This window comes from Citrobacter koseri ATCC BAA-895 (assembly GCF_000018045.1).
Taxonomy (GTDB): domain Bacteria; phylum Pseudomonadota; class Gammaproteobacteria; order Enterobacterales; family Enterobacteriaceae; genus Citrobacter_B; species Citrobacter_B koseri.
On the sequence record NC_009792.1, the window covers coordinates 4,131,235 to 4,156,919 of the forward strand.

18 protein-coding genes, 1 tRNA gene and 1 pseudogene are annotated in these 25,685 nt (G+C 54.0%); 11 read left to right on the forward strand and 9 right to left on the reverse strand.

The annotated features are described in order from the left end of the window. Nucleotides 1-19 precede the first annotated feature (19 nt). Nucleotides 20-1,864, forward strand: a complete 1,845-nt coding sequence (gene rpoD / locus CKO_RS19060) for an RNA polymerase sigma factor RpoD (protein WP_012135204.1) — start codon at nucleotides 20-22, stop codon at nucleotides 1,862-1,864. A 50-nt stretch (nucleotides 1,865-1,914) separates the two neighbouring features. Here rpoD and mug read toward each other — a convergent pair whose 3' ends face one another. Further along, the gene (gene mug, locus CKO_RS19065; protein WP_012135205.1) at nucleotides 1,915-2,421 is read right to left on the reverse strand and encodes a G/U mismatch-specific DNA glycosylase; all 507 of its coding nucleotides are present in this window, start codon (nucleotides 2,419-2,421) and stop codon (nucleotides 1,915-1,917) included. 125 nt (nucleotides 2,422-2,546) lie between these two features. Here mug and CKO_RS19070 point away from each other — a divergent pair. Continuing rightward, a tRNA-Ile gene (locus CKO_RS19070) sits at nucleotides 2,547-2,622 on the forward strand. A 115-nt stretch (nucleotides 2,623-2,737) separates the two neighbouring features. Here CKO_RS19070 and CKO_RS19075 read toward each other — a convergent pair. Beyond that, nucleotides 2,738-3,061 carry a DUF1889 family protein gene (locus tag CKO_RS19075; protein WP_012135206.1) on the reverse strand — a complete coding sequence of 108 codons (324 nt, stop codon included), beginning with the start codon at nucleotides 3,059-3,061 and terminating at the stop codon, nucleotides 2,738-2,740. Between the two features lie 564 nt (nucleotides 3,062-3,625). Here CKO_RS19075 and CKO_RS23675 point away from each other — a divergent pair. Then, a pseudogene (locus CKO_RS23675) lies at nucleotides 3,626-3,724 on the forward strand (hypothetical protein); the annotation flags it as partial. A 54-nt stretch (nucleotides 3,725-3,778) separates the two neighbouring features. Here the strand turns inward: CKO_RS23675 and dhaR are convergent. Both dhaR and CKO_RS19085 read right to left on the reverse strand, forming a co-directional pair. After that, a complete protein-coding gene (dhaR, locus tag CKO_RS19080; protein ID WP_012135209.1) occupies nucleotides 3,779-5,704 on the reverse strand; it encodes a dihydroxyacetone kinase operon transcriptional regulator DhaR in 1,926 nt (641 codons plus the stop codon). Nucleotides 5,705-5,809: 105 nt separating this feature from the next. Then, on the reverse strand, nucleotides 5,810-6,907 hold the full coding sequence (locus tag CKO_RS19085; protein ID WP_024130968.1) for a glycerol dehydrogenase: 1,098 nt from the start codon (nucleotides 6,905-6,907) through the stop codon (nucleotides 5,810-5,812). Between the two features lie 594 nt (nucleotides 6,908-7,501). Here CKO_RS19085 and CKO_RS19095 point away from each other — a divergent pair. Continuing rightward, nucleotides 7,502-9,160, forward strand: a complete 1,659-nt coding sequence (locus CKO_RS19095; protein WP_012135216.1) for a glycerone kinase — start codon at nucleotides 7,502-7,504, stop codon at nucleotides 9,158-9,160. A gap of 59 nt (nucleotides 9,161-9,219) precedes the next feature. Here the strand turns inward: CKO_RS19095 and CKO_RS19100 are convergent, their stop codons facing one another. Next, nucleotides 9,220-9,996, reverse strand: a complete 777-nt coding sequence (locus tag CKO_RS19100) for a siderophore-interacting protein (RefSeq protein ID WP_048902454.1) — start codon at nucleotides 9,994-9,996, stop codon at nucleotides 9,220-9,222. 239 nt (nucleotides 9,997-10,235) lie between these two features. Between CKO_RS19100 and CKO_RS19105 the strand changes: the two genes are divergently transcribed. Beyond that, entirely contained in the window at nucleotides 10,236-10,796 is a 561-nt protein-coding gene (locus CKO_RS19105; protein WP_048902416.1) for a PadR family transcriptional regulator, read from the forward strand. Here CKO_RS19105 and CKO_RS19110 read toward each other — a convergent pair. Further along, the gene (locus tag CKO_RS19110; RefSeq protein WP_012135221.1) at nucleotides 10,793-12,358 is read right to left on the reverse strand and encodes a methyl-accepting chemotaxis protein; all 1,566 of its coding nucleotides are present in this window, start codon (nucleotides 12,356-12,358) and stop codon (nucleotides 10,793-10,795) included. The two genes, CKO_RS19105 and CKO_RS19110, sit on opposite strands and share 4 nt — an antisense overlap. A 327-nt stretch (nucleotides 12,359-12,685) precedes the next feature. Beyond that, nucleotides 12,686-14,206, reverse strand: a complete 1,521-nt coding sequence (locus tag CKO_RS19115; protein WP_012135222.1) for a methyl-accepting chemotaxis protein — start codon at nucleotides 14,204-14,206, stop codon at nucleotides 12,686-12,688. 431 nt (nucleotides 14,207-14,637) lie between these two features. Here CKO_RS19115 and ygjG point away from each other — a divergent pair, with 431 nt between their 5' ends. Together ygjG and CKO_RS19125 are read left to right on the forward strand one after the other, a co-directional pair. Beyond that, complete coding sequence (gene ygjG, locus CKO_RS19120) at nucleotides 14,638-16,017, forward strand: putrescine aminotransferase (RefSeq protein WP_111925746.1); 1,380 nt, start codon at nucleotides 14,638-14,640, stop codon at nucleotides 16,015-16,017. Nucleotides 16,018-16,240: 223 nt separating this feature from the next. Further along, the gene (locus tag CKO_RS19125) at nucleotides 16,241-18,259 is read left to right on the forward strand and encodes an NADPH-dependent 2,4-dienoyl-CoA reductase (RefSeq protein ID WP_012135224.1); all 2,019 of its coding nucleotides are present in this window, start codon (nucleotides 16,241-16,243) and stop codon (nucleotides 18,257-18,259) included. Between the two features lie 91 nt (nucleotides 18,260-18,350). On the opposite strand, the gene rlmG is transcribed toward CKO_RS19125, so the two are convergent. After that, nucleotides 18,351-19,487, reverse strand: a complete 1,137-nt coding sequence (gene rlmG / locus CKO_RS19130; RefSeq protein WP_012135225.1) for a 23S rRNA (guanine(1835)-N(2))-methyltransferase RlmG — start codon at nucleotides 19,485-19,487, stop codon at nucleotides 18,351-18,353. A gap of 86 nt (nucleotides 19,488-19,573) precedes the next feature. On the opposite strand from rlmG, the gene CKO_RS19135 reads away from it, so the two are divergent. The 4 genes from CKO_RS19135 (at nucleotide 19,574) to sstT (ending at nucleotide 23,926) form a co-directional block, all read left to right on the forward strand. Beyond that, nucleotides 19,574-20,077 (forward strand): M48 metallopeptidase family protein, encoded by a 504-nt coding sequence (locus tag CKO_RS19135; RefSeq protein ID WP_012135226.1) that lies wholly within the window; start codon nucleotides 19,574-19,576, stop codon nucleotides 20,075-20,077. A gap of 69 nt (nucleotides 20,078-20,146) precedes the next feature. Beyond that, complete coding sequence (locus tag CKO_RS19140; RefSeq protein WP_012135227.1) at nucleotides 20,147-21,133, forward strand: Gfo/Idh/MocA family protein; 987 nt, start codon at nucleotides 20,147-20,149, stop codon at nucleotides 21,131-21,133. A gap of 325 nt (nucleotides 21,134-21,458) precedes the next feature. Further along, complete coding sequence (locus CKO_RS19145) at nucleotides 21,459-22,427, forward strand: TerC family protein (RefSeq protein ID WP_012135228.1); 969 nt, start codon at nucleotides 21,459-21,461, stop codon at nucleotides 22,425-22,427. 254 nt (nucleotides 22,428-22,681) lie between these two features. Next, a complete protein-coding gene (gene sstT, locus CKO_RS19150; RefSeq protein ID WP_012135229.1) occupies nucleotides 22,682-23,926 on the forward strand; it encodes a serine/threonine transporter SstT in 1,245 nt (414 codons plus the stop codon). Between the two features lie 269 nt (nucleotides 23,927-24,195). On the opposite strand, the gene CKO_RS19155 is transcribed toward sstT, so the two are convergent. Beyond that, on the reverse strand, nucleotides 24,196-25,683 hold the full coding sequence (locus CKO_RS19155) for a UxaA family hydrolase (protein WP_012135230.1): 1,488 nt from the start codon (nucleotides 25,681-25,683) through the stop codon (nucleotides 24,196-24,198). Nucleotides 25,684-25,685: the final 2 nt, after the last annotated feature.

A 25,685-nucleotide genomic window follows, 5' to 3' on the forward strand; every position in this document is an offset into this window, starting at 1 on the left:
TAAGTGTGGATACCGTCTTATGGAGCAAAACCCGCAGTCACAGCTGAAGCTTCTTGTCACCCGTGGTAAGGAGCAAGGCTATCTGACCTATGCCGAGGTCAATGACCATCTGCCGGAAGATATCGTCGATTCAGATCAAATCGAAGACATCATCCAAATGATCAACGACATGGGTATTCAGGTGATGGAAGAAGCACCGGATGCCGATGATCTGCTGCTTGCTGAAAACACCAACAACACCGACGAAGACGCGGAAGAAGCTGCTGCTCAAGTTTTATCCAGTGTTGAATCTGAAATCGGTCGTACCACTGACCCGGTACGCATGTACATGCGTGAGATGGGTACGGTTGAACTGTTAACCCGTGAAGGCGAAATCGACATCGCTAAACGTATCGAAGACGGGATCAACCAGGTTCAATGCTCCGTTGCCGAATACCCGGAAGCGATTACTTATCTGCTTGAACAGTACGATCGCGTTGAAGCCGAAGAAGCTCGCCTGTCAGATCTGATCACCGGCTTTGTTGACCCGAACGCTGAAGAAGATATGGCGCCTACCGCCACGCACGTCGGTTCTGAACTCTCTCAGGAAGAGATGGACGACGACGATGATGAAGACGAAGAAGAAGACGACGACAGCAGCGATGACGACAACAGCATCGACCCGGAACTGGCGCGCGAAAAATTCGCAGAGCTGCGTACGCAGTACGAAGTCACCCGTGACACCATCAAAGCGAAAGGTCGCAGCCACGCCGATGCGCAGACCGAAATTCTGAAGCTGTCTGAAGTGTTTAAGCAGTTCCGCCTGGTGCCGAAGCAGTTCGACTACCTGGTGAACAGCATGCGCGTCATGATGGATCGCGTTCGCACGCAAGAACGCCTGATCATGAAGCTCTGCGTTGAGCAGTGCAAAATGCCGAAGAAAAACTTCATCACCCTGTTCACCGGCAACGAAACCAGCGAAACCTGGTTCAATGCCGCCATTGCGATGAACAAGCCGTGGTCCGAAAAGCTGCACGATGTCACTGAAGACGTTCAGCGCAGCCTGCAAAAACTGCAACAGATTGAAGAAGAAACCGGCCTGACCATCGAGCAGGTAAAAGACATCAACCGTCGCATGTCCATCGGCGAAGCGAAAGCCCGCCGTGCGAAGAAAGAGATGGTTGAAGCGAACTTGCGTCTGGTTATCTCTATCGCCAAAAAATACACCAACCGTGGTCTGCAATTCCTGGATCTGATTCAGGAAGGCAACATCGGTCTGATGAAAGCGGTAGACAAGTTCGAATACCGTCGTGGTTACAAATTCTCCACCTATGCCACCTGGTGGATTCGTCAGGCGATCACCCGCTCTATCGCGGATCAGGCGCGCACCATCCGTATTCCGGTGCATATGATTGAGACCATCAACAAACTCAACCGAATCTCCCGCCAGATGCTGCAAGAAATGGGTCGCGAGCCGACGCCAGAAGAGCTGGCCGAGCGCATGCTGATGCCGGAAGACAAGATCCGTAAAGTGCTGAAGATCGCCAAAGAGCCTATCTCCATGGAAACGCCGATCGGCGACGATGAAGATTCGCATCTGGGGGATTTCATCGAGGATACCACCCTCGAGCTGCCGCTGGACTCTGCCACCACCGAGAGCCTGCGTGCCGCAACGCACGACGTGCTGGCTGGCCTGACGGCGCGTGAAGCAAAAGTGCTGCGTATGCGTTTCGGTATTGATATGAACACCGACCATACGCTGGAAGAAGTGGGTAAACAGTTTGACGTTACCCGCGAACGTATCCGTCAGATCGAAGCGAAGGCGCTGCGTAAACTGCGTCACCCGAGCCGTTCTGAAGTGCTGCGTAGCTTCCTGGACGATTAATCTCGCCGCATAAGCATCAACGCCACCGCAAGGTGGCGTTTTTTTACCGCTTACAGCCCATCAACCACCAGCGATTCATCAAGTTCCCGATACGCCTCCACCAGCTTTTCCGTCCTGATGCGATTTAAGCCGCTGGGATTCGGCAACACCCAGATCTGCGTATCGCCAATGGTCATCGTCTGTTTTCCCCACTGCGCGCCGCGCTGGCTAAATCCCTGCTCAAACGCCTGCTTGCCCAGAATCGCCAACGCCGCAGGTTGATAGTGCTCAATCTTCTCAATGAGCTTATGGCCGCCGCTACGCATCTCCTGAAGCTTAACTTCATTCGCCTGCACGGTAGGCCTGTCGACAAATTTGGTAACGCCACAGCGGAAATCCAGCAGATGCTGCGCCTCTTCCGGTTTCAGTTGACGCCCGGTAAATCCGGCAAGGTGGATTACCTTCCAGAAACGGTTGGCAGGATGCGCGAACGGGAACCCTGTCCCCGCAGAAGAGAGGCCGGGATTGATGCCGCAAAATACCACTCTCAGCTCCCGCGCCAGTATGTCCTTAACCATATTAACTCCTGAACGATACATCAGGCTGAAAGTATAACGGATTGAAAATACGTTGTTTATAAAAACAGCATCCGTACGGTTATGGCTGGATTGCAACACAGAGTTACTTTATAATCCACCGCCACGGCCCCTTAGCTCAGTGGTTAGAGCAGGCGACTCATAATCGCTTGGTCGCTGGTTCAAGTCCAGCAGGGGCCACCAAATATCAAGGACTTGCGAGAAATCGCAGGTCCTTTTTTTTGGGTGGCCGGAATAGATGCTCCCGAATTGAAGGCGAGAGCATAGGGGCAGATAGATCTTTTTGCGCGCGCTCAGCTTATACCAGTGCCCGAAGCTGCTCACGCATATATAAAGAAAAATATTCAGGGTTTTTAATAAGCACCCGTTCTCCTGACGCAATTTTTTCAGCCCACCCGACCAATTTTTCCGTAAACCCGGCATTCCACCCTTCCCGATCGCCTCGGGCTGCCACATCTTCTGCTCTCGCCGGAACCCCCAACTCGTTCAAATATTTAAAAATCCCCTTGGCTGTACTTTCATCCATTGGGTGTGGGACTGAAGCGGATGTATTCATACCGTTAATGAAATCTAAGGCTTTATCAATGACTGCTGGCATACTTTTATCCTTAAAATTAACCATCTGAAAAACACCTCTCTAATATGCCCCTGGATTGAACTTAATATCAAAGAAATCATTAAATTTATCCTTTTCTTTCAACCAGGTTTCGAGGTGAGTCACAACACCATCCGTCTTCCTCTCCACAGATCAACCAGATAGCCCGCAAGGCTGGAGACAACAAGCGCAGCAAGTGTGGGGGATTAGACGCCTGGTGAGGAGGCGGTCAGTGCCGGGTTCACCGAGAGAAAAAACAAAATTAATTACGCTCCAGTTTGATACGCCTCTAAAAATATGAGTTTCAGTATGAAACACAAATAATGGCCTGTAGAGAAAAGTGTGATCATGTCGAATGACATTAATCAAAAAATACGTTCGGAAGATAATTACGTTATCAATTGAGCAATTTTTATCCTGTTGACTTAATACCTGAGAGCGACAAAATAAAGAACACAAAATAAAACATTTACCACCGCGCGATAATTCATCGCGGCCTCAGCCCTGTACGTCGTAGCAGGATATGTTATTGGCAGAAACTGCGTTGCGCTGTTTCTCTGAATGCTCATCCGAACCCGGGAAGGTCTTATTATGAGCTATCGTGTGTTTGATTATCTGGTGCCAAATGTGAACTTTTTCGGCCCCAATGCCATTTCGGTTGTGGGCGAACGCTGCAAACTGTTGGGCGGGCTGTAACCCGGAAAAATTCGCGGATATCGCCAGGAGCACCCGGCGAAAGCCGGTCTAGTCGTGATGCTTGCGCTTGAACTGGCTGGCGTCGATGTCGTACTGCTTCATCTTACGCCACAGCGTAGTGCGGCCAATGTTCAGCAAATGAGACATTTCCTGCACCCGTCCGCTGGTGACGCGGGCGGCATGGATAATCGCCTCTTTCTCGATAGCCGTAAACGTCAGACTGGCGGGTAGCAGCGATGATGTCGTATCCACGCCGGGGCGTTCAGAAAACAGATATTCCGGCAGATTACTCAGGCGGATGTGGCCGTTATCGCTGCTGATAGCAATGTTTTCGATGACGCTGTTCAGCTCGAAGTCATTGCCCGGCCAGGAATAGGCCACCAATTGCGCCAGCGCATCATCATCCACCTTCAGGCTGGTTGAAAAGCGTTTTTTCAGGCCGTTCAGCCGGTTATAGACCAGCGAAGGGATGCTGTTACGCCGCGCGCGCAGCGGAGGAATAATAATTTCAAACGAATGCAGGGCATAGTAAAGCTGACGGCTAAAGCGGTTCTGCTCGACCAGATTCGCCAGATCAACCGTGGTCGTCGCGATCACTTTCACATCCACCGGGATCAGACGTCGCGCGTCAAGGCGGGTTAACACGCCCTGCTTGATCACTTGCAGCAGCGCGGACTGCAACTCCGGCGCCAGATATTCAATTTTTTCCAGAAACAGCGTGCCACCGCTCGCCAGTTCAAGGCGGCTCAGACGACCATTTTCATCATCGGTTGGCGCACTGCCCATAAAATCCTGCCCCAGTACGCTATTGGCATAGAGCTGGCAGTTTACGGCGATATAAGGCCCGCTCGCGCGCTCGCTTTCGTTGTGGATAGCCTGGCTGAGAAGCTCTTTGCCCACCCCTTCTTCACCACACAGCAGAACCGGGAAGCTCCCCCTCGCCGCCTGGCGGCCAAAGTGGATCAACCGACGTGTTTCTGGATCGTCCGTCGACATCTGTTCAAAGGTATGGCTCACTTTCCCCAGTTGACTGGTCATCAACTGGCGCATTTGCTCCACCGGGTGCAGCAGCAGAATAAAGCTGTTGCCCTGCTCCTCAACTATCGGTTTCAGGGTAATGACGGCATCAACAAACTGATGCTGACTTTCAAAAGTCACTTCGACATGGCTCAACCCGCGGGCGTGTTTAATGGCGCGACGCAGCAAGGCAGGCAAATTGACCAGATCATGGATGTTTTTCCCCTGGCTGGCCTGCGTATCCAGATGCAGCATCGTGGCCGCCCGCGCGTTGAGAAACTGCAACACGCCCTGCTCGTTCCACGCCATAACGCCATCATCCATGCTTTCCAGCAGCCCGTACATCTGATTCAGATGACGATTAGACTCGGCCAACAGGCTATCAGTTAACAGTGAATTTCCCACTTCACGGGCGATCGCCAGCGTCAGCGATAAATCAGAAACTGACTGGTGCTCCACCAGACAGCAGAGCGAAATGGAGCCAAACAGGCGGCCGTGATTATCAAATACCGGGGTTGAGCAGAATGACCACGGATGCAGCGCCTGTTTAAAATGCTGCTCTCCGGCCGTTTTGGTTGGTTGCCCCGGCATGGTCGCCAGCGACAGCGCACAGCTGCCGATGATGCTTTCCGCACAATAGCTGCCGTCGAGAAAGCCCAGTTCCGCCAGTTTCTCCAGCGTCCCGGGGTCGCCGCAGCGGTTTAAGATACAGGCGGATTCATCCAGGATAAACAGCGCGCAAGGTCGTCCATCCATGAACTCCCAGGCATCTTCCAGCGCAGCCTGGCCTATCGTCAGCAACGCCGTTTTGCGTCGGCAAATCGATTCAAAGGTCAGCCCTTGCGCCTGGTGCGGCGTCTGCCAGGTTTCTCGCTGCATAAACTTGCTGCAACGATGCCATGACTGAGCGATGACGGAAGATACTTCCTTCCCGATGTCCTGCGTCTGAGCCGTCATATCCTTTTCCGCTGTTTTACCATAGACAACCCCTCCGGCCGGAACGGTCAGAGGGGAGGAGAAACTGCCTGTTCATCTCGGGAAGAGAACGTAACTCAAGGCGGATTAACGCGCCAGCCACTGCTGGCCTAACAGATCCGCCGTCAGAATCGCGGCATAAACGCTGTCCGGCGTCACCTCAAACGGCATATTGTGGATGGTTTCGCCTTCCGCGCAGGTCGCTTTCGCCACCGCCTGAATTTTCCCTTCAATGCCGTCTTTCACGCCCATCTGCGCGAGGGTAATCGGCAGTCCCACTTTCTCGCAGAACCCCAGAACGGTTTCGATCTCTTCCATCGGGCTGTTCTGTAATACCAGTTGCGCCAGCGTGCCAAACGCGACTTTTTCGCCGTGATACAAATGGTGGCACTCTTCCAGAATAGTGAAACCGTTGTGAATCGCATGCGCCCCGGCCAGACCGCTGCTCTCAAAGCCAATGCCGCTGAGATAGGTGTTGGCTTCAACGATACGTTCCAGCGCATCAGTCACAACGCCAGCCTGAGCCGCCAGACGCGCTTTTTCACCTTCTGCGAGCAATGTATCATAACACAGGCGCGCCAGGCTCAAGGCCGCCGCCGTAGACTGCCCGCCCGCCATGCTGGTCGCTCTGGCGTCATAGCAGGCTTTCGCTTCAAACCAGGTGGAAAGCGCATCCCCCATCCCGGACACCAGTAAACGCACCGGTGCTTTGGCGATGATTGCCGTGTCCATCACCACCATATCCGGGTTTTTCGGGTAGATCAGATACTCTTCAAACTCGCCCGCTTCGGTATAGATAACCGACAATGCGCTGGTCGGGGCATCGGTGGACGCAATAGTCGGAATAATAACGACCGGCAGTTTCTGGTAGTAGCCAATGGCTTTTGCCGTATCAAGCGTTTTCCCGCCGCCGATCCCCACCACGCCACGGCAGCCTTTTTGTTTCAAAATGGCCATCAGACGGTTGATTTCAACATGGCTGCATTCGCCATTGAAACGTTCTGCGTGGCAACGGATTTCGTGGCTATTCAGGCCATTCAGCACCTTCTCTCCCGCCAGCTTCATGACGAAGTCATCTGCAATCACGAAAAAGCTGTCCGCCAGGTCTTTGGCATATTGACCGAATAAGACAGAAGCATCAGGTCCCTGGAGATATTTGGCTGGAGATTGAATAACTTTTAGCATTCCTGTCATCCTCAAATAAGTGCATGTATTTACATGGTGAGCCCTGGCGTTATCCTGTTTGGCCCTGTGTTAATGGCGAAAACGGAGCGATACCGGAGCGATGCAATCACTGTAGGACGAGGCATCGCCAAAAAAATCTTTCCTCTTTTTGTTCTGAAATGGAACACAGAAAAATTCATCACGTTTCATAGTGGAACAATAAACCCTAAAAAACGGCAGGATTGCGATCCCGATCCGTTCAGCCTTCTCATAATGCATCTGAAAAAAGGGGAATCATGCGTGGTTTTCGCCGCCGACTGCCGACAAGACAGGAAAATATTTTTCTGTCCGGCCAACTTTTCTGCGTGAATGAGCGGGAAAAAGGCGCGCTCCGGCTCGCATTTTGGCTTTTTTTCATCAGAAAACGTTTCATTACGGAACGTAAAAGAATAATTTCGTTTCGTAATGAAACTCCTTTTCTTCAAATTTTTTTCTTCATGAACTCAGCCAGAATCTCCTCATCGCCGACCTGCCCCGCAGCGTCCCGATGATGAGCGCCTCCGCAACCATAATGTGCAGCCGGGGGTGTGTTTTTCCCACTCTCCAGGAACCGTTATGACTCAATTCTTTTTTAACCAGCGACCCCATCTCGTCAACGACGTCATTGAAGGAACGATTATCTCCAGCCCGTGGAACAATCTGGTGCGCCTGGAGAGCGATCCGGCGATTCGTGTCGTGGTTCGCCGCGATCTGAACCGTAGCAACGTCGCGGTGATTTCCGGCGGCGGCTCCGGGCACGAACCTGCCCATGTTGGTTTCATCGGGAAAGGCATGTTAACCGCTGCCGTCTGCGGCGATCTGTTTGCCTCCCCCAGTGTCGATGCAGTGCTGACCGCTATCCAGGCGGTCACTGGCGACGCCGGCTGCCTGTTAATCGTAAAAAACTATACCGGCGATCGTCTGAACTTCGGCCTTGCGGCAGAGAAAGCGCGCCGTCTGGGCTACAACGTTGAAATGCTGATTGTCGGGGATGACATTTCGCTGCCAGACAATAAGCACCCGCGCGGTATCGCGGGCACCATTCTGGTTCATAAAGTCGCCGGCTATTTTGCCAAACGCGGCTACAACCTGGCGACCGTCTTGCGTGAAGCGCAGTACGCCGCCAACAATACCGTGAGTCTTGGCGTTGCGATTTCCAGTTGCCATCTGCCGCAGGAGACGGAGAACGCACCACGCCATCATCCTAATCAGTCTGAGCTGGGCATGGGGATCCACGGTGAACCCGGCGCATCAGTCATTGATACCCAAAACAGCGCGCAGATTGTGCGCCTGATGGCCGACAAACTCCTCTCCGCTCTGCCTGAGACCGGTCGTCTGGCGGTGATGGTCAATAACCTTGGCGGCGTCTCCGTCGCGGAAATGGCCATCATCACGCGTGAACTGGCGCGCAGCCCGCTGCATAAACGCATCGACTGGCTTATCGGCCCGGCTTCGCTGGTGACTGCGCTGGATATGAAAGGTTTTTCACTGACGGCAATGGTGCTGGAAGAAAGTATCGAAAAAGCGTTGCTCTCCGGGGTGGAAACCAGCAGTTGGCAAACGCCGGTGCCGCCGCGTGAGATAACCATTATGCCATCCTCACTGCAAAGCGCGCGGGTAGAGTTTCAGCCTTCAGAGAACGCGTTAGTTGCCGGGATTGTTGAGCAAATCACCCGCACGCTGTCCGATCTGGAAATGGATCTTAACGCGCTGGATGCCAAAGTCGGCGACGGCGATACCGGCTCAACCTTTGCGGCAGGCGCGCGTGAAATCGCGGGCCTGCTACACCGCCAGCAGTTGCCGCTCGACCATCTCGCCACGCTGTTCGCACTCATTGGCGAACGCCTGACCGTCGTCATGGGCGGCTCCAGCGGTGTGCTGATGTCCATTTTCTTTACCGCTGCGGGGCAGAAACTGGAGCAAGGCGCCAGTGTGGCGGAAGCGCTGAATACCGGTCTGGCGCAGATGAAGTATTACGGTGGCGCGGATGAAGGCGATCGTACCATGATCGACGCTTTACAGCCGGCCCTGACATCGCTGCTTGCGCAGCCACAGGATCTGCACGCGGCCTTTTCCGCCGCGCAAAATGGCGCAGAACGTACCTGTCAGTCCAGCAAAGCCAACGCCGGACGCGCATCCTACCTCAGCAGCGAAAGCCTGCTTGGCAATATGGACCCTGGCGCACACGCCGTGGCAATGGTGTTTAAAGCGCTGGCGGAAAGTCACAACGCCTGATAGTCAGCAGAAAACCGGGCCCGCAGTGGCCCGGTTAAACTTCCACCTGTAAGGAATGATTAAGCCGGCTTACGATGCCAGTATGCTGCGGCGCGCACCCGTTGCGGATCAAACTGTTCCGTCTCAAAGCGACGGCTCAGATGCTTAACCACTTTCCCTTCACCCGTGATCCAGATGAAATAATCCGCCTCCGGCACCGTTAATTGCGCCAGTCGCTCATCAATCGCCTGTTCATCGTGTCCGACCACCCATTCAATGGCAAAGCCATCAAGATGCGCCAGATAATCCTGATACGCGGCATCCTGTACGCTGACCAGCGCCGTAACATGCGGGCGAACGGACAAGCGTTCGAGCGCTTCCAGGCGGCGGCGCAGCGCTGGCATCCCTGACTCATCGCAGACATAAACCTGATATGCATAGTCTTCCGGCACCACCAGCGATCCACGCGGCCCACCGATGGTGAGCGTGTCGCCTTCGCGAGCGTTTACTGCCCATGTGCTCGCCACGCCGCCGTCGTGAATAAAGAAATCCAGCGCCAGCTCGTGCCGCTCTTCATCATATAAGGGCGTGTAATCGCGGGAAGCAGGACGTACGCCCTCTCCCCAGACAATCCCTTCGTCCGTCACCGTCGGAGGAACGAACAGGCTGCCCGGTTCAGGGAAAAACACTTTGGTGTGATCGTCAAAGCCGCGCGAGCTAAAGCCTTCCAGCGCTTCACCGCCAAGAACAATGCGCTGAAAACCGGCGCTAATACGCTCGACGCGCAGAACGGTAAGTTCACGAAAACGCAGTTCGTTACGAACGCGCTGTGGGTAGCGTGAGGATGTATTTATCATTTTTTCGCCTTCATGCAGATAATACGATATATCTAAATTAAATTTTAAATGATAATGATTGTTAGTTATGAAGATTGCAAGCACTTTTTTGATACAGTAATCTTCGATATATCTCACGATATAAAACAATTTTAATCACTTTAAAATCAATGAATTAAACAAAATAAAAATCTATCAACTTGCAAGATTACAAGTTTTAGATATAAATTAGATATATCTAAATAAAACAGGAGTACATCATGCGACATCATCATGAAGGTTGCGAGAGAGCGCATCACCACGGCCATGAACATGGCTGCGAGCACCGTCATGGCCGGGGCGCTGGCGGCGGACGTCGCCAGCGCTTTTTTGGCCACGGCGAACTACGCCTGGTGATTCTGGAAATTTTGACCCGCGAGGCCAGCCACGGTTACGAATTGATTAAAGCCATCGAGAACCTGACGCTGGGCAACTACACCCCAAGCCCAGGCGTGATTTACCCAACGCTGGATTTTCTTCAGGATCAGGAATTTATCACTATCAAAGAAGAGGACGGCGGGCGTAAGCAGATCACCATTACAGAACAGGGGCAACGGTGGCTGGAAGAGAACCGTGAACACCTGGAGCACATCCACGAACGCGTGAAAGCGCGCTGCGTCGGCTTTGAACTGCGTAAGAACCCGCAGATGAAACGGGCGCTGGACAACTTCAAAGCCGTGTTGGATCTGCGGGTGAATCAGGGCGGGATCAGCGACGCGCAGCTTAAGCAGATCATTGGCGTTATCGATCGCGCGGCGCTGGAAATCAGCCAACTGGATTAAGCAGGCGGTACGTCCTCCGTACGGATGCGGAACACTTTCACGATCTCTTTTAAGTGCTGGGCCTGCTCATTCAGCGACGCCGCTGCCGCAACGGACTCCTCAACCAGACACGAGTTCTGTTGCGTGGTGGCGTCAATCAGCCCAATCGCGCTGTTGATTTGCGAAATCCCATCGGTTTGTTCGCGACTGGCCTGGCCGATTTCACGCAGAATCACATCCATCTCTTCAACGTTATCCACCATACCATTAATCAACGCACTGGCTTTTTCCACCAGTTGCATCCCCTCTTGCGTCTGGCTGGTAGAGTCTTCGATCAGGTGGCGGATCTCACTGGCCGACGACGCGCTTTTTTGCGCCAGTTGACGAACTTCCCCCGCCACGACCGCGAAGCCACGCCCGTGTTCCCCGGCGCGAGCGGCTTCCACGGCGGCGTTAAGCGCCAGAATGTTGGTCTGGAAGGCAATAGAATCAATCAGGTTGATAATGTCGGACATGCGGTTAGAGGTCTCATTTATCACGCGCATTTTTTGCGTGACCTGACGCATCATCTCACCGTTATTTTTCACCACGCTGGCCGCATCGGCAGAAAGATGGGTCGCTTCGCTGGTGTGGTCCGCCGTATTTTTGACGGTGGCGGTAATCTGCTCCATAGAGGCCGCCGTTTGCTCAACAGAACTGGCCTGTTCTTCAGTACGCGCCGCCAGATCCTGGTTGCCCGCGACAATTTGCGCCGCCGCGCTGGAGATATTTTCAGAGCCGTTCTGAACTTCCTGCACGATCACCAACAGACGGTTTTTCATCTCCATCAGCGCCTGTAACAGCACGCCGGTTTCATCCTTTTGCGCGATATGAATCGTGCGGGTCAAATCCCCCTCCGCAATCGCCCCGGCAAACTGCACAGCGTCATTAAGCGGTCGGGTAATGGAACGTACGATGTACCATCCCATTATCACTCCGGCGGCAATGCTGATGAGCGCCAGGAGAATCAGCTGTGCCCGGTTGGTGCGAAAATCCTGGTCAACCGACGCGCCCGCGTTGCGCATCAGCGTATCTTCAATAGCGATCAGCTCCTGTACTTTAGCTTTATACGCCTGCTGTATGTTGACGGTGGTCGTCATCATTTCCTGTATCGCCGCCGGACGATTATAGTTCTGAATTTCCTGCAAAATACGGAACCGGGAGGCCAGATACTGCTGACGCACATCGCGAATTCCGGCGATAATAGCCTTTGAGGCCTCGTCATGACGGCTGGCGGACAGTTCATCGAGCAATACCGTAATGCGCTGGCTAATCGCATCCAGCTGCTTTTGCGACTCCTGGCTCCAGCGTCCTTCTTCATCCAGCAGCATCAGTTGCTGCGTGCTAACGAAATCCTGAAAATTATCGATCAGCAGGTTGGCTTTCACCGTCGTGGGATAATCGTGAGTAATGATGTTCTGCATACTGGTATTCGTTCGATCCAGGCTGAACAACGAAAGGCCAGAACTCACGATCATCAGTACAATAAACAAACCAAACGCAATAAATAATTTCGAGCGGATCTTCATGTTATGCAAAAGCATATTTCCCCCTGGAGATTGTTTTTCCTCTATACAGGGTTCGTTATCGGTTACGGTTGTGCTAACTTTATGATATTGATCGTTTTTTATTTCAAGTTATTACAGTAAATAGTTTTCAACGATGAATATCGGCAGACCGATCGTTATACAATTCATTTTTCAGGTTCGGGAAAATGAAGAATCACACAAAATAACGCAGCGGGTTTAAATAAGGAAATAGCTCGAAATGGTAAATATTTAATATGTGCTTAACATTGTTAGCCCAATATTATGACAAAACGCTTATCGGCTTCGATAAGCGTTTGTCGGCAGAAATAAAGGGAATTTGATTTAATGCAGAACCGTTACCGCGTCTTCCAGACGGCTGGCGCGATGTTTAACCATCGCTGAAACCTGAGCGCTCTCCTCCACCAGCTCGGCATTTTTCTGCGTGATATGGTTTAACTCATCCACGGCGCGGGTCAGGCTGGAGAGTCCGTCCGCCTGTTCCAGCGTCGAGTGGCTGATTTGCGCAATAAGCTGAGTGACGTTTTGCACCTGAGCCACAATATCATCCATCGTGCGTCCTGCCGCATGAACCTGTTCGGAGCCGGACTGTACCCGGCTTGCGCTGGCGTCAATGAGCTTACGAATATCATTCGCCGCGCTGGCGCTTCGGCTGGCAAGATGGCGAACCTCCCCGGCGACAACGGCAAATCCTTTACCCTGCTCGCCCGCTCGCGCCGCTTCAACCGCCGCGTTCAGCGCCAGGATATTCGTCTGGAAAGCAATATCGTTAATCAGCGTAGTGATTGTGCCAATCTGCTGCGTGCTGTCAGCGATGTCATCCATCGTTTTAATGACGGTTTCCATCGCCTCTCCGCCCTGCGTCGCCGCACTGCTGGCCGCGCTGGATAATTTATCGGCGGCGGACGCGGTGGTGGAATTTTTCTTCACGGACTCCGCCATCTGGTTCATGGTCGTCACCGTCTGCTGCACATTCTCTACCGTCTGGCGGGTATGTTTGTTCAGATCGTCATTGCCTTTCGCTAACGTCTCGCTGCCGTTTCTTACGCTGGAAACCTGGCTTGAGACATCATTAATCAGCCAGCGGCACATAAGCCCAAGCTGGCCTACCGCGCGCAACATCAGCCCCAGTTCGTCACTACGGTTAAGATGCGATACGCTGTTACGCTCGCCCGTTGCGACTTTCAACGCCTGCCGGGCGACATTTTCGATCGGACGCACAATCTGCCATTCAAACACCGCCGTTCCCGCCAGCATCAGCAGGGCGTTCACGAATAGCGCTGGCCACGCAACGCCCATTTGCGCCATCGCCACCATCAGCACCACGCCTGTTAGCGCCATAACGCTGCGTACACGCCAGCGAATGGGGATTGCCGGCAGTTTCCCCAGCCAGCCTTTACGCACCACCAGTCCTTTGTGGATACGTTTGTTGCTGCGGCCTTCATTCAGCGCCTTATACAAAGGCTCAACGGCAGCAATCTCTTCATCTGTCGCGCGGGTACGAATCGACATATAGCCGGTCACGCGCCCTTCCCGCACCATCGGCACCGCATTCGCCCGCACCCAGTAGTGATCGCCATTCTTCCGTCGGTTTTTCACGATGCCGCTCCACGGCTCACCCTGCCTGAGGGTGTACCACATATCCGCAAACGCGGCTTTCGGCATGTCCGGGTGGCGTACCAGATTATGCGGTTGCGTAAGCAGTTCATTCAGCGTAAAGCCGCTTACCTGAACGAAGGTATCATTTGCATGGGTGATATAGCTTTGCAGGTCAGTTGTGGACATCAGGGTTGTATCATCATCCAGCGGATAATTATGCTGGCTGACGTAGGGATGAGAAGACATGGTTGCGTCCTGTGCAGGTTACTTGAATGTTAACTTTTCTGTCAGATGTTATTTCGGCGATAATTGGTTTATCTTTAGTTGTTAAATTTGATTTAGATCGCAATTTGCGTTTAAACCGTAATATTTGTATGTTTTCTAATTCATTGATTTAGAATACTTTCGTTAAGTAACTATTCAGTTCCGCTATAACTTCCGCCCCATATACGCACACCGCCCGCACCGTTCTGGTGCGACTGCCCGCTCGTCAGCCCCGCTTCCCCCGCACACGCATTGCGCAAAACATCACCAATTGTTAATGAATGAGATTAAATATTGCACACTTGATATTTTCCCTGGTGTTTATCCCGATTTTCATGATCCACGCCGGTATGGCGCAATCCCTGCAATACTTAACTCAGTATCATGTGATACGCGAGTTCCGGGAGCATATTTTGAACAGGTTACCTTCCAGCGCATCGGCCCTGGCCTGTAGCGCACACGCACTGAATCTCATTGAAAAGCGAACGCTTGATCATGAGGAAATGAAAGCACTGAACCGAGAGGTGATTGATTACTTCAAAGAGCATGTTAATCCGGGGTTTTTAGAGTATCGAAAATCTGTGACCGCTGGCGGGGATTACGGAGCCGTAGAGTGGCAAGCGGGAAGTCTGAATACGCTTGTCGACACCCAGGGACAGGAGTTTATTGATTGCCTGGGTGGTTTTGGCATTTTCAACGTGGGGCACCGTAATCCAGTTGTCGTATCCGCCGTACAGAATCAACTCGCAAAACAACCTCTGCACAGCCAGGAGTTACTGGACCCGCTCCGGGCCATGCTAGCTAAAACGCTCGCAGCGCTCACGCCTGGAAAACTGAAGTACAGTTTTTTCAGCAACAGCGGCACCGAATCGGTGGAAGCGGCGCTGAAACTGGCGAAAGCGTATCAGTCGCCGCGCGGTAAGTTTACCTTTATCGCTACCAGCGGCGCGTTTCACGGTAAATCGCTGGGGTCGCTTTCCGCCACGGCGAAATCCACGTTCCGCAAGCCGTTTATGCCGCTACTGCCGGGCTTTCGCCATGTACCGTTTGGCAACATTGAGGCCATGCGTACTGCGCTTAGCGAGTGTAAAAAAACCGGCGACGATGTGGCAGCCGTCATTCTGGAACCAATTCAGGGCGAGGGCGGCGTGATCCTGCCGCCGCAGGGCTATCTGACCGCCGTGCGTAAACTCTGCGATGAGTTTGGCGCCCTGATGATTCTGGATGAAGTCCAGACCGGCATGGGGCGCACCGGTAAGATGTTCGCCTGTGAACATGAAAACGTGCAGCCTGACATTTTATGTCTGGCAAAAGCGTTGGGCGGCGGCGTGATGCCGGTTGGGGCAACCATCGCTACCGAAGAGGTATTCTCCGTTCTGTTCGATAATCCGTTCCTGCACACCACAACCTTTGGCGGCAACCCGCTGGCCTGTGCGGCAGCATTAGCGACCATTAACGTGTTGCTGGAGCAGAATCTACCGGCACAGGCAGAGCAGAAAGGCGATATGTTGCTGGACGGCTTCCTCCAGCTTGCCAGGGAATACCCTGACCTGGTGCAGGACGCTCGCGGAAAAGGGATGTTGATGGCGATTGAGTTTGTTGACAACGAAATCGGCTACAACTTCGCCAGCGAGATGTTCCGCCAGCGGGTACTGGTTGCCGGGACGCTCAACAACTCGAAAACGATTCGCATCGAACCACCGCTGACATTAACAATTGAGCAGTGTGAGCAGGTGTTAAAGGCGACCCGCAAGGCTCTGGCGGCGTTACGGGTGAGCGTGGAGGAAACATAACACACCGCCGGATGGCGCTACGCTTATCCGGCCTACAGGAATCCGATCCGTAGGCCGGATAAGATGCGCCAGCATCGCCATCCGGCAAATTCGTTCTCTGGCCCCGCTCCTTTTTTGAATCCCATCACAATCATCGCATTCCCCTTTTCCCTTTTACGCCGCGACGGCTAAATTATTAACTCATCCGACCACATAACAATAATTTTACATACTGGACACACTTATGAGCTATCCGTCGCTTTTCGCCCCGCTCGATCTGGGCTTTACCCGGCTTAAAAACCGTGTGCTAATGGGTTCGATGCATACCGGGCTGGAGGAATACCCCGATGGCGCCGAACGGCTGGCGGCTTTCTACGCCGAACGTGCGCGGCATGGCGTCGCGCTGATCGTCACCGGGGGGATTGCCCCCGCACTGTCCGGGGTGGGAATGGAAGGCGGCGCTACATTAAATGATGCCAGCCAGCTGCCGCACCACCGCGTGATCACGGACGCCGTTCATGAGGAAGGCGGGAAAATTGCGTTGCAGATCCTGCATACCGGACGCTATAGCTATCAGCCGCATCTGGTCGCCCCTTCGGCGATCCAGGCGCCCATCAACCGTTTTACGCCGCACGAACTCACGCACGATGAAATCCTGCAACTGATTGACGATTTCGCCCACTGCGCCCAGCTGGCGCGGGAAGCGGGTTACGACGGCGTCGAGGTGATGGGTTCGGAAGGCTATCTGATCAACGAATTTCTTACCGTGCGCACGAACCAGCGCGACGATGAATGGGGCGGCGATTACGCCAGGCGTATGCGTTTCGCGGTGGAAGTGGTACGGGCGGTACGCCAGCGCGTGGGCAGCGATTTTATCATTATCTACCGCCTGTCGATGCTCGACCTGGTGGAAAACGGCGGGACGTTCGACGAAACCGTACAGCTGGCGCAGGCCATTGAAGCGGCTGGCGCGACGATCATCAACACCGGTATTGGCTGGCACGAAGCGCGTATCCCGACGATCGCCACGCCGGTTCCGCGCGGCGCCTTTAGCTGGGTAACGCGCAAACTGAAAGGTCACGTCACCGTTCCGCTGGTCACGACCAACCGGATCAACGATCCGCAAGTAGCAGACGATATTCTGGCGCGCGGCGATGCGGATATGGTGTCGATGGCGCGCCCGTTCCTGGCGGATGCCGAACTGCTGTCGAAAGCGCAATCAGGGCGGGCGGATGAGATCAACACCTGTATCGGCTGCAACCAGGCCTGTCTGGATCAAATCTTCGTGGGTAAAGTCACCTCTTGCCTGGTGAATCCACGCGCCTGTCACGAAACCAAAATGCCGATAGTTCCGGCTGAACATAAGAAAAGCCTGGCCGTCGTCGGCGCAGGCCCGGCGGGTCTCGCATTTGCCATTAACGCGGCGGCGCGCGGGCACGACGTTACGCTGTTTGATGCCCTGGCCGAGATCGGCGGGCAGTTCAACATCGCTAAACAGATCCCCGGCAAAGAAGAATTTTATGAAACGCTGCGCTATTACCGTCGGATGATCGAAGTGACCGGCGTGACGCTGAAGCTCAACCGGTTTGTCACCGCAGACGATCTGCAACCGTTTGATGAAGCGATCCTCGCTTGCGGGATCGAGCCGCGTAAACCGTCGATCGAGGGCATCGATCACCCGAAAGTGCTGACCTATCTTGAGGTGCTGCGCGATAAAACTCCCGTCGGGAAACGTGTCGCGATTATCGGCTGCGGCGGGATTGGTTTTGATACCGCGATGTACCTCAGCCAGCCAGGCGATCCCAGCAGCCTGAGCATTGCCGAGTTCTGCGTGGAATGGGGGATCGACACCAGCCTGCAACAGCCCGGCGGGTTACGCCCGGAAGGGCCGCATCTGTCTCGCAGCCCACGTCAGATTGTGATGCTACAGCGTAAAGCCAGTAAACCCGGTCAGGGGCTGGGAAAAACCACCGGCTGGGTCCATCGCGCAACGCTGTTGTCCCGCGGCGTAAAAATGATCCCGGCGGTCAGTTATCAGAAGATCGACGATGACGGATTGCACGTATTGATCAACGGCGAACCGCAGCTTCTGAACGTCGATCATGTCGTGATCTGCGCGGGGCAGGAGCCACGGCGCGAACTGGCGGAGCCGCTGCGCGCGTCAGGGAAAACGGTACACCTGATTGGCGGATGCGACGTGGCGATGGAGCTGGATGCGCGGCGGGCAATTGCGCAGGGAACAAAATTAGCGCTGGCGATTTAAGGGCATTGCCTGATGGCGCTACGCTTATCAGGCCTACGGGGTAGCACGTTGTAGGCCGGATAAGGCGTTAGCCGTCATCCGGCACACGCTATTAGCGGCGGCGACCGGTTTTGACCGCTTTCAACACCACGAATTTGTTATTGGTGGCGATGGTGGTGCAGTTACCGAAAATCTTCTTCAGCTTGTGGAAATAATCCAGGTGACGGTTCGCCACAATGTACAGCTCGCCGTTGATCTTCAGGCAACGGCGCGCATGGTGGAACATCTCCCAGGCAACGTTATCCGTCAGCGCATGTTTCTGATGGAACGGCGGGTTGCACAGCACGGCGTTAAAGCGGAAAGGTTCCACGCCGGACAAGGCGTTGTTAATCATAAACTCGCAGCGATCCAACGCTTCCGGCATATTGGTTTCCACATTCAAACGGCTGGACGCGACCGCCATCGGCGATTCATCGACAAACACGACGCTCGCCTGAGGGTTCTTCGCCAGTAGCGTCAGGCCAATCACGCCATTACCGCAGCCGAGATCGACGATCTCCCCTTCCAGATTTTCCGGTAAATGCTGCATAAAGAAGCGCGCGCCGATATCCAGGCCGGTACGCGAGAAAACGTTCGCATGATTGTGGATAGTCCAGTCGGTGCCGTCCAGTTTCCAGCTCAGCGTCTGCGGCGCATCCGCCAGTTCAGGCTTACTAAAGGTACAGTTGATCAGGCGCGCCTTTTTCCAGGCCAGCGTCGTGGTCGTGGGGCCGAGCACTTTTTCGAACAGTTCCAGCGTGGAGGTATGAATGTCACGCGCCTTTGCTCCCGCAATAATACGGGTCTGCGGAGTCACGACCTGGCGCAACGCGCGCAACTGTTGCTCCAGCAGCGCCAGCGTTTTCGGCACCTTAATCAACACGACGCCCGGCGCCGGCGGGTACGCGGCAGTGCTGTCGAGAAACTTCACGCTGGATTCGGCGATATCGTTGTGGCGTAAATTTTCGCGCGTCGCCAGCTCGCTTAAATACGAGTCGCCGATGCTGTATGGTGTATGCTCAGCCAGCGCGCAGCTTAATGCGCCAAAGGCATCATTCAGGATCAGCAGCGGGCCGCTGATTTCCGTGTCGTCTAACTGTTGCAGCAGATATTCATCCGCCGCTTCCCACGCCTGAAGCGGGTTAACGTCATCCGTTTCCGGGAAACGTTTCAGTGTCAGTGAACGGAAACCGTTGTCTACGTGGCTCATCGGCCCTCCTGAATGGTAAAATTTCGCTGTTATCCCTGAAAGGGTGCGTGAGTATACTCTTTTTTTAGATTTAATTTGGGGCTTTGATGGGTCAACTTACTTATCTCCACGGCTACCCGGAGAATTTACTGTCTCAGGTACGCACGCTCATTGCTGAACAGCGTCTGGGCGCAGTGCTGGAAAAACGCTATCCGGGAACGCATGATTTTGCGACCGATAAAGCGCTCTGGCAGTATACCCAGGATCTGAAAAGCCAGTTTCTGCGTAACGCCCCGCCGATCAACAAAGTGATGTATGACAACAAGATCCATGTGCTGAAAAATGCGCTGGGGCTGCATACCGCCGTTTCGCGCGTACAGGGCGGCAAGCTGAAGGCGAAAGCCGAGATCCGCGTCGCTACCGTGTTTCGCAATGCGCCGGAACCTTTTCTGCGAATGATCGTGGTTCACGAACTGGCGCATCTGAAAGAGAAAGAGCACAACAAAGCGTTTTATCAACTGTGCTGCCATATGGAGCCGCAGTACCACCAGCTTGAGTTTGATACCCGCCTGTGGTTAACGCATCTTTCGTTAAAGCAATCTGAGCAGTAGCGCACTGGCTTTGTCATAAAGGCATGCTAAATTGACGAAAGAATCCCTTTATGGAGCCTGAAGGCGTTTATGATACGTTTCGCTGTTATTGGCACAAACTGGATCACCCGCCAGTTTGTCGATGCCGCCCATGAAACCGGCAAATATAAGTTAACCGCAGTCTATTCCCGTCGCCTCGAACAGGCGCAAACCTTCGCCAATGATTATCCCGTCGAGCATTTATTCACTTCGCTTGAAGCAATGGCGCAAAGCGACGCCATTGATGCGGTGTATATCGCCAGCCCGAACTCGCTGCATTTCCCCCAGACTCAGCTCTTTTTAAGCCACAAGAAGCATGTGATCTGCGAGAAGCCGCTGGCCTCGAATCTGGCCGAAGTCGACGCCGCCATCGCGTGCGCGCGTGAAAATCAGGTCGTCCTGTTCGAAGCCTTTAAAACCGCCAGCCTGCCTAATTTTCAGTTGCTACAGCAGTCGCTGCCGAAAGCAGGAAGAATGCGCAAAGCCCTTATCAACTACTGCCAGTATTCTTCGCGCTACCAGCGCTATCTGGACGGCGAAAACCCCAATACCTTTAATCCGGCCTTCTCGAATGGCTCCATTATGGATATCGGTTTTTACTGTCTGGCGTCAGCGGTTGCGCTCTGGGGAGAACCGCAAAACGTTCAGGCGTCCGCCAGTCTGCTGGAAAGCGGTGTCGATGCGCATGGCGTGGCGGTGCTGGATTACGGCGACTTCAGCGTCACCCTACAGCATTCCAAAGTGAGTGATTCCGTACTGCCCAGCGAAATCCAGGGCGAAGCCGGTTCTCTGGTCATCGAGAAAATTTCGGAATGTCAGAAAGTGTGCTTCATTCCACGCGGCGGAAAAACGCAGGATTTATCCGTTCCTCAGCATATCAATACGATGCTGTATGAGGCGGAACGCTTTGCACACCTGGTCGAGACCAACGAGGTGAACCATCCCGAGCTGACCGTCAGCCGTATCACGGCCAAACTGCTCACGGAGATTCGTCGGCAGACGGGCGTCGTCTTCCCCGCTGATGACGCCACAGCGTAAAACAATGTAAAACAGATGTAACAGGCCATTGACTGATCGTATGGCCTGTCATATTTTGTTACGTGCAAAGGGGAGTAACTTCATTGTCGGTCGATCGTCATTACGATGTGTGAAAAACCACATCCGGTCGCCGGGCAATAAGAAAGTGATGTGCCTTCATGTCTTTGATTGATGACGAAGCCGATTCGCCATCACCCGTGGAGTGAGTACATATCACTTTCTTGTTGTAAGTGAGACCTTGCCGGAAGGCGAGGTCTATGCATATAAAAAGCAGCGGCTGACGTCTTTCGACGTTGGCCGTTTTTTTTATGTGTAAGGAAATTCTATGAATACTGTCGGCACACCGTTGTTATGGGGCGGATTCGCTGTCGTTGTGGTGATTATGCTGGCTATCGACCTTCTGTTGCAGGGGCGTCGTGGCGTACATACGATGTCCATGAAGCAGGCGGCGGCCTGGTCTCTGGTCTGGGTGACACTTTCATTGCTGTTCAACGCCGCCTTCTGGTGGTATCTGGCGGAGACCCAGGGCCGGGCGGTGGCCGATCCGCAGGCGCTGGCGTTTCTCACCGGTTATCTGATCGAAAAATCGCTGGCCGTTGATAACGTCTTTGTCTGGCTGATGCTGTTCAGCTACTTCTCTGTTCCGCCTGCCCTGCAACGCCGGGTTCTGGTGTATGGCGTACTTGGCGCCATTGTTCTGCGTACGATTATGATTTTCGCCGGTAGCTGGCTGATCGCCCAGTTCGACTGGATACTGTACCTGTTCGGCGCTTTCCTGCTGTTTACGGGCGTGAAGATGGCGCTGGTGAAAGAGGACGAATCCGGCATCGGCGACAAACCGCTGGTTCGCTGGCTGCGTAGCCACCTTCGCATGACCGACACCATCGAAAACGAGCATTTTTTTGTGCGTAAGAATGGCTTGCTGTTCGTGACGCCGCTGATGCTGGTCCTGATTCTGGTAGAACTGAGCGATGTGATTTTCGCCGTCGATAGCATTCCGGCCATCTTTGCCGTGACGACCGACCCGTTCATCGTCCTGACCTCCAACCTGTTTGCGATCCTGGGTCTGCGCGCCATGTACTTCCTGCTGGCAGGGGTAGCGGAGCGCTTCTCGATGCTCAAATATGGTCTGGCCGTCATTCTGGTCTTTATCGGTATTAAGATGCTGATCGTCGATTTCTACCACATTCCGATCGCCATCTCGCTGGGCGTGGTGTTCAGTATTCTGGTGATCACGCTGATTGTTAACGCGTGGGTAAATCGCCAGAACGATAAAAAGCAGCAGCTACAGTAAGACCCTGCCCGGCAGCGCCATGTCTGCCGGGCTGACAAAAACCACGGTCGTGGGTTGAGTACACGCAGCACTACCCGATAACATGTAAATGTTTAGTTAAAAAATATGACGTAGTACGTAAATTCCAGCATTTTACGCTTTCCCAATCCCCATCTTTCCTTATACTCACTCAGGCAAACACTTTGTTACATCCTGAAAGATGCGCCAACAGAGCGTGCAAAGGATGAACAACATCACACTGAAAGGATCATGAAATGACTACGCAACGTTCATCGGGGCTACTCCAGCGTTTGGTTCAAGGGAGCCTGGTTAAACAAATTTTAATTGGGCTTATACTGGGAATTTTACTGGCTTTAGTTTCAAAACCTGCCGCAGAGGCAACGGGTCTGCTGGGCACCCTGTTCGTTGGTGCGCTGAAAGCTGTCGCGCCGGTTCTGGTACTGACGCTGGTGATGGCGTCTATCGCCAACCATCAACACGGTCAGAAAACCAATATTCGCCCGATTTTGTGGATGTATCTGCTCGGCACATTTTCAGCCGCGCTGACGGCGGTTGTGGTGAGCTTCCTCTTTCCGTCCACGCTGCAACTGACGACTGGCGCCACGGATATCACGCCGCCGAGCGGCATTGTCCAGGTGATACACGGGCTGCTGATGAGCATCGTTGCGAACCCGATCCATGCGCTGATCAACGCCAACTACATCGGTATTCTGGTGTGGGCTATCGGCCTGGGCTTTGCGCTGCGCCACAGTAATCAAACCACCAAAAATCTGGTGAACGATCTGTCCGACGCCGTCACCTTTATTGTGAAACTGGTGATTCGTTTCGCGCCGATCGGTATCTTTGGCCTGGTCGCCTCAACGCTCGCCACTACGGGCTTCTCAGCGCTGTGGGGCTATGCGCAACTGTTACTGGTGCTGATTGGCTGTATGGCGATTGTGGCGCTGGTCATCAACCCGCTGCTGGTCTTTTTACAGATCCGCCGCAACCCGTATCCGCTGGTTCTCACCTGCCTGCGTGAAAGCGGCGTGACCGCCTTCTTTACCCGTAGCTCCGCTGCAAATATTCCGGTGAATATGTCGCTGTGCGAAAAACTGAATCTGGACAGAGATACCTATTCTGTTTCCATCCCGCTGGGAGCAACCGTCAATATGGCCGGTGCGGCAATCACAATTACCGTGCTGACGCTGGCGGCAGTGTATACGCTGGGTATTCCGGTTGATCTGCCGACGGCGCTGCTGCTGAGCGTGGTGGCATCGCTGTGCGCATGCGGCGCTTCTGGCGTGGCGGGCGGTTCACTGCTGCTGATCCCGCTGGCGTGCAACATGTTCGGTATTCCGAACGAAATCGCCATGCAGGTGGTTGCGGTTGGCTTCATTATCGGCGTGTTGCAGGACTCCTGCGAGACCGCAATCAACTCCTCTACCGACGTTATGTTTACCGCCGCGGTATGTCAGGCGGAAGACGCGCGTTTAGCGAAAAGCGCGCTGCGTAGCTAAATAACCACAAGCCTGATGGCGCTGCGCTTATCAGGCCTACAACGACTCCCACTCGTAGGCCGGATAAGACGTTTACGTCGCCATCCGGCATTTTTCGTTGCCTGATGGCGCTACGCTTATCAGGCCTACAACGCCCCACACGTAGGCCGGATAAGACGTTTACGTCGCCATCCGGCATTTTTCATTGCCTGATGGCGCTACGCTTATCAGGCCTACAACGCTCCACTCGTAGGCCGGATAAGACGTTTACGTCGCCATCCGGCATTGTTCTACAGCGTTACGCCGCTTTTGAAAATCGCCAGCTCGCGGAAATCATTGCGTTCATTGCAGGTCTGCTTGCCGTTGGCAAACGCCACAATCGTATCCACAAATTCATTCAACAACTGCGGCATCGCCTTACCGTGAATCAACTGCCCGGCGTCAAAATCGATCCAGTGCTTCTTCTTCGCCGCCAGTTCGCTGTTGGTGGCGATCTTCACCGTCGGGACAAACCCGCCATATGGCGTACCGCGGCCGGTACTGAACAACACCATGTGGCAACCCGCGCCCGCCAGCGCGCTGGTGGCGACCGCATCGTTGCCCGGCGCGCTTAACAGATTCAGACCGCGCGTTTTCAGGCGCTCACCGTAGCGCAGCACATCCACAACCTGGCTGGAACCCGCCTTCTGCGTGCACCCCAGAGACTTGTCTTCCAGCGTCGTAATCCCGCCCGCCTTGTTACCCGGCGACGGATTCTCATAAATCGGCTGGTCGTGAGCGATAAAGTATTGCTTGAAGTCATTGACCATTGTCACCAGTTTTTCAAACGTCTCTTCATCGCGGCAATGGCTCATCAACAGCTGTTCTGCACCGAACATTTCCGGCACTTCCGTCAGCACCGTCGTCCCGCCGTTGGCGATAACATAGTCGGAGAAGCGCCCCAGCATCGGATTCGCGGTAATACCGGACAGCCCATCTGAACCGCCGCATTCCAGACCGAACTTAAGTTCGCTCAGCTTGCCCGGCACGCGTTTGTCATGGCGCATCACGTTATACAACTGATGAAGATGCTCAACGCCCGCCTCCACTTCATCGTCCTGCTGTTGGCAGGTCATGAAATGAACGCGTTCAGGGTCGAACTCGCCCAGCGTCTCGCGAAAGGCATCCACCTGATTGTTTTCGCAACCCAGTCCAATCACCAGCACCGCCCCCGCATTCGGGTGACGCACCATGTTTTGCAGCATGGTGCGGGTGTTGATGTGATCGTCGCCAAGCTGAGAACAGCCGTAGGTGTGGCTGAAGAGGAAAACGCCGTCAGTTCCTTCGGCATCAAAAGTCTCTTTCAGGAAACGGTTCTGGATCTGCCGCGCAATGCCGTTGACACAGCCGACGGTCGGCAAGATCCACAGCTCATTGCGCACGCCGACGTCTCCGTTGGCACGGCGGTAAATCTGCACATCGCGATCCGCCGGTTGTACTTCAGGGGCCTGAAAATCGGGTTGATAGCTGTACTCATCCAAATCGCTGAGGTTAGTCCGGGTATTGTGGGCATGAATATGCTCACCCGCCGCGACGTCCACCAACGTATGGCCGATAGGCAGGCCATATTTGATGACGTTCTCCCCCTGCGCAATATCGCGTAAGGCAAACTTATGACCGCGTACGACATCCTGGCGTAGCGTCACGGTATGGTTATCGACGCTGACCTCTGCGCCCTGCGTTAAATCGGCCAACGCTACCGCAACGTTATCCAGCGTATGGATCCTGATGTATTGCATAT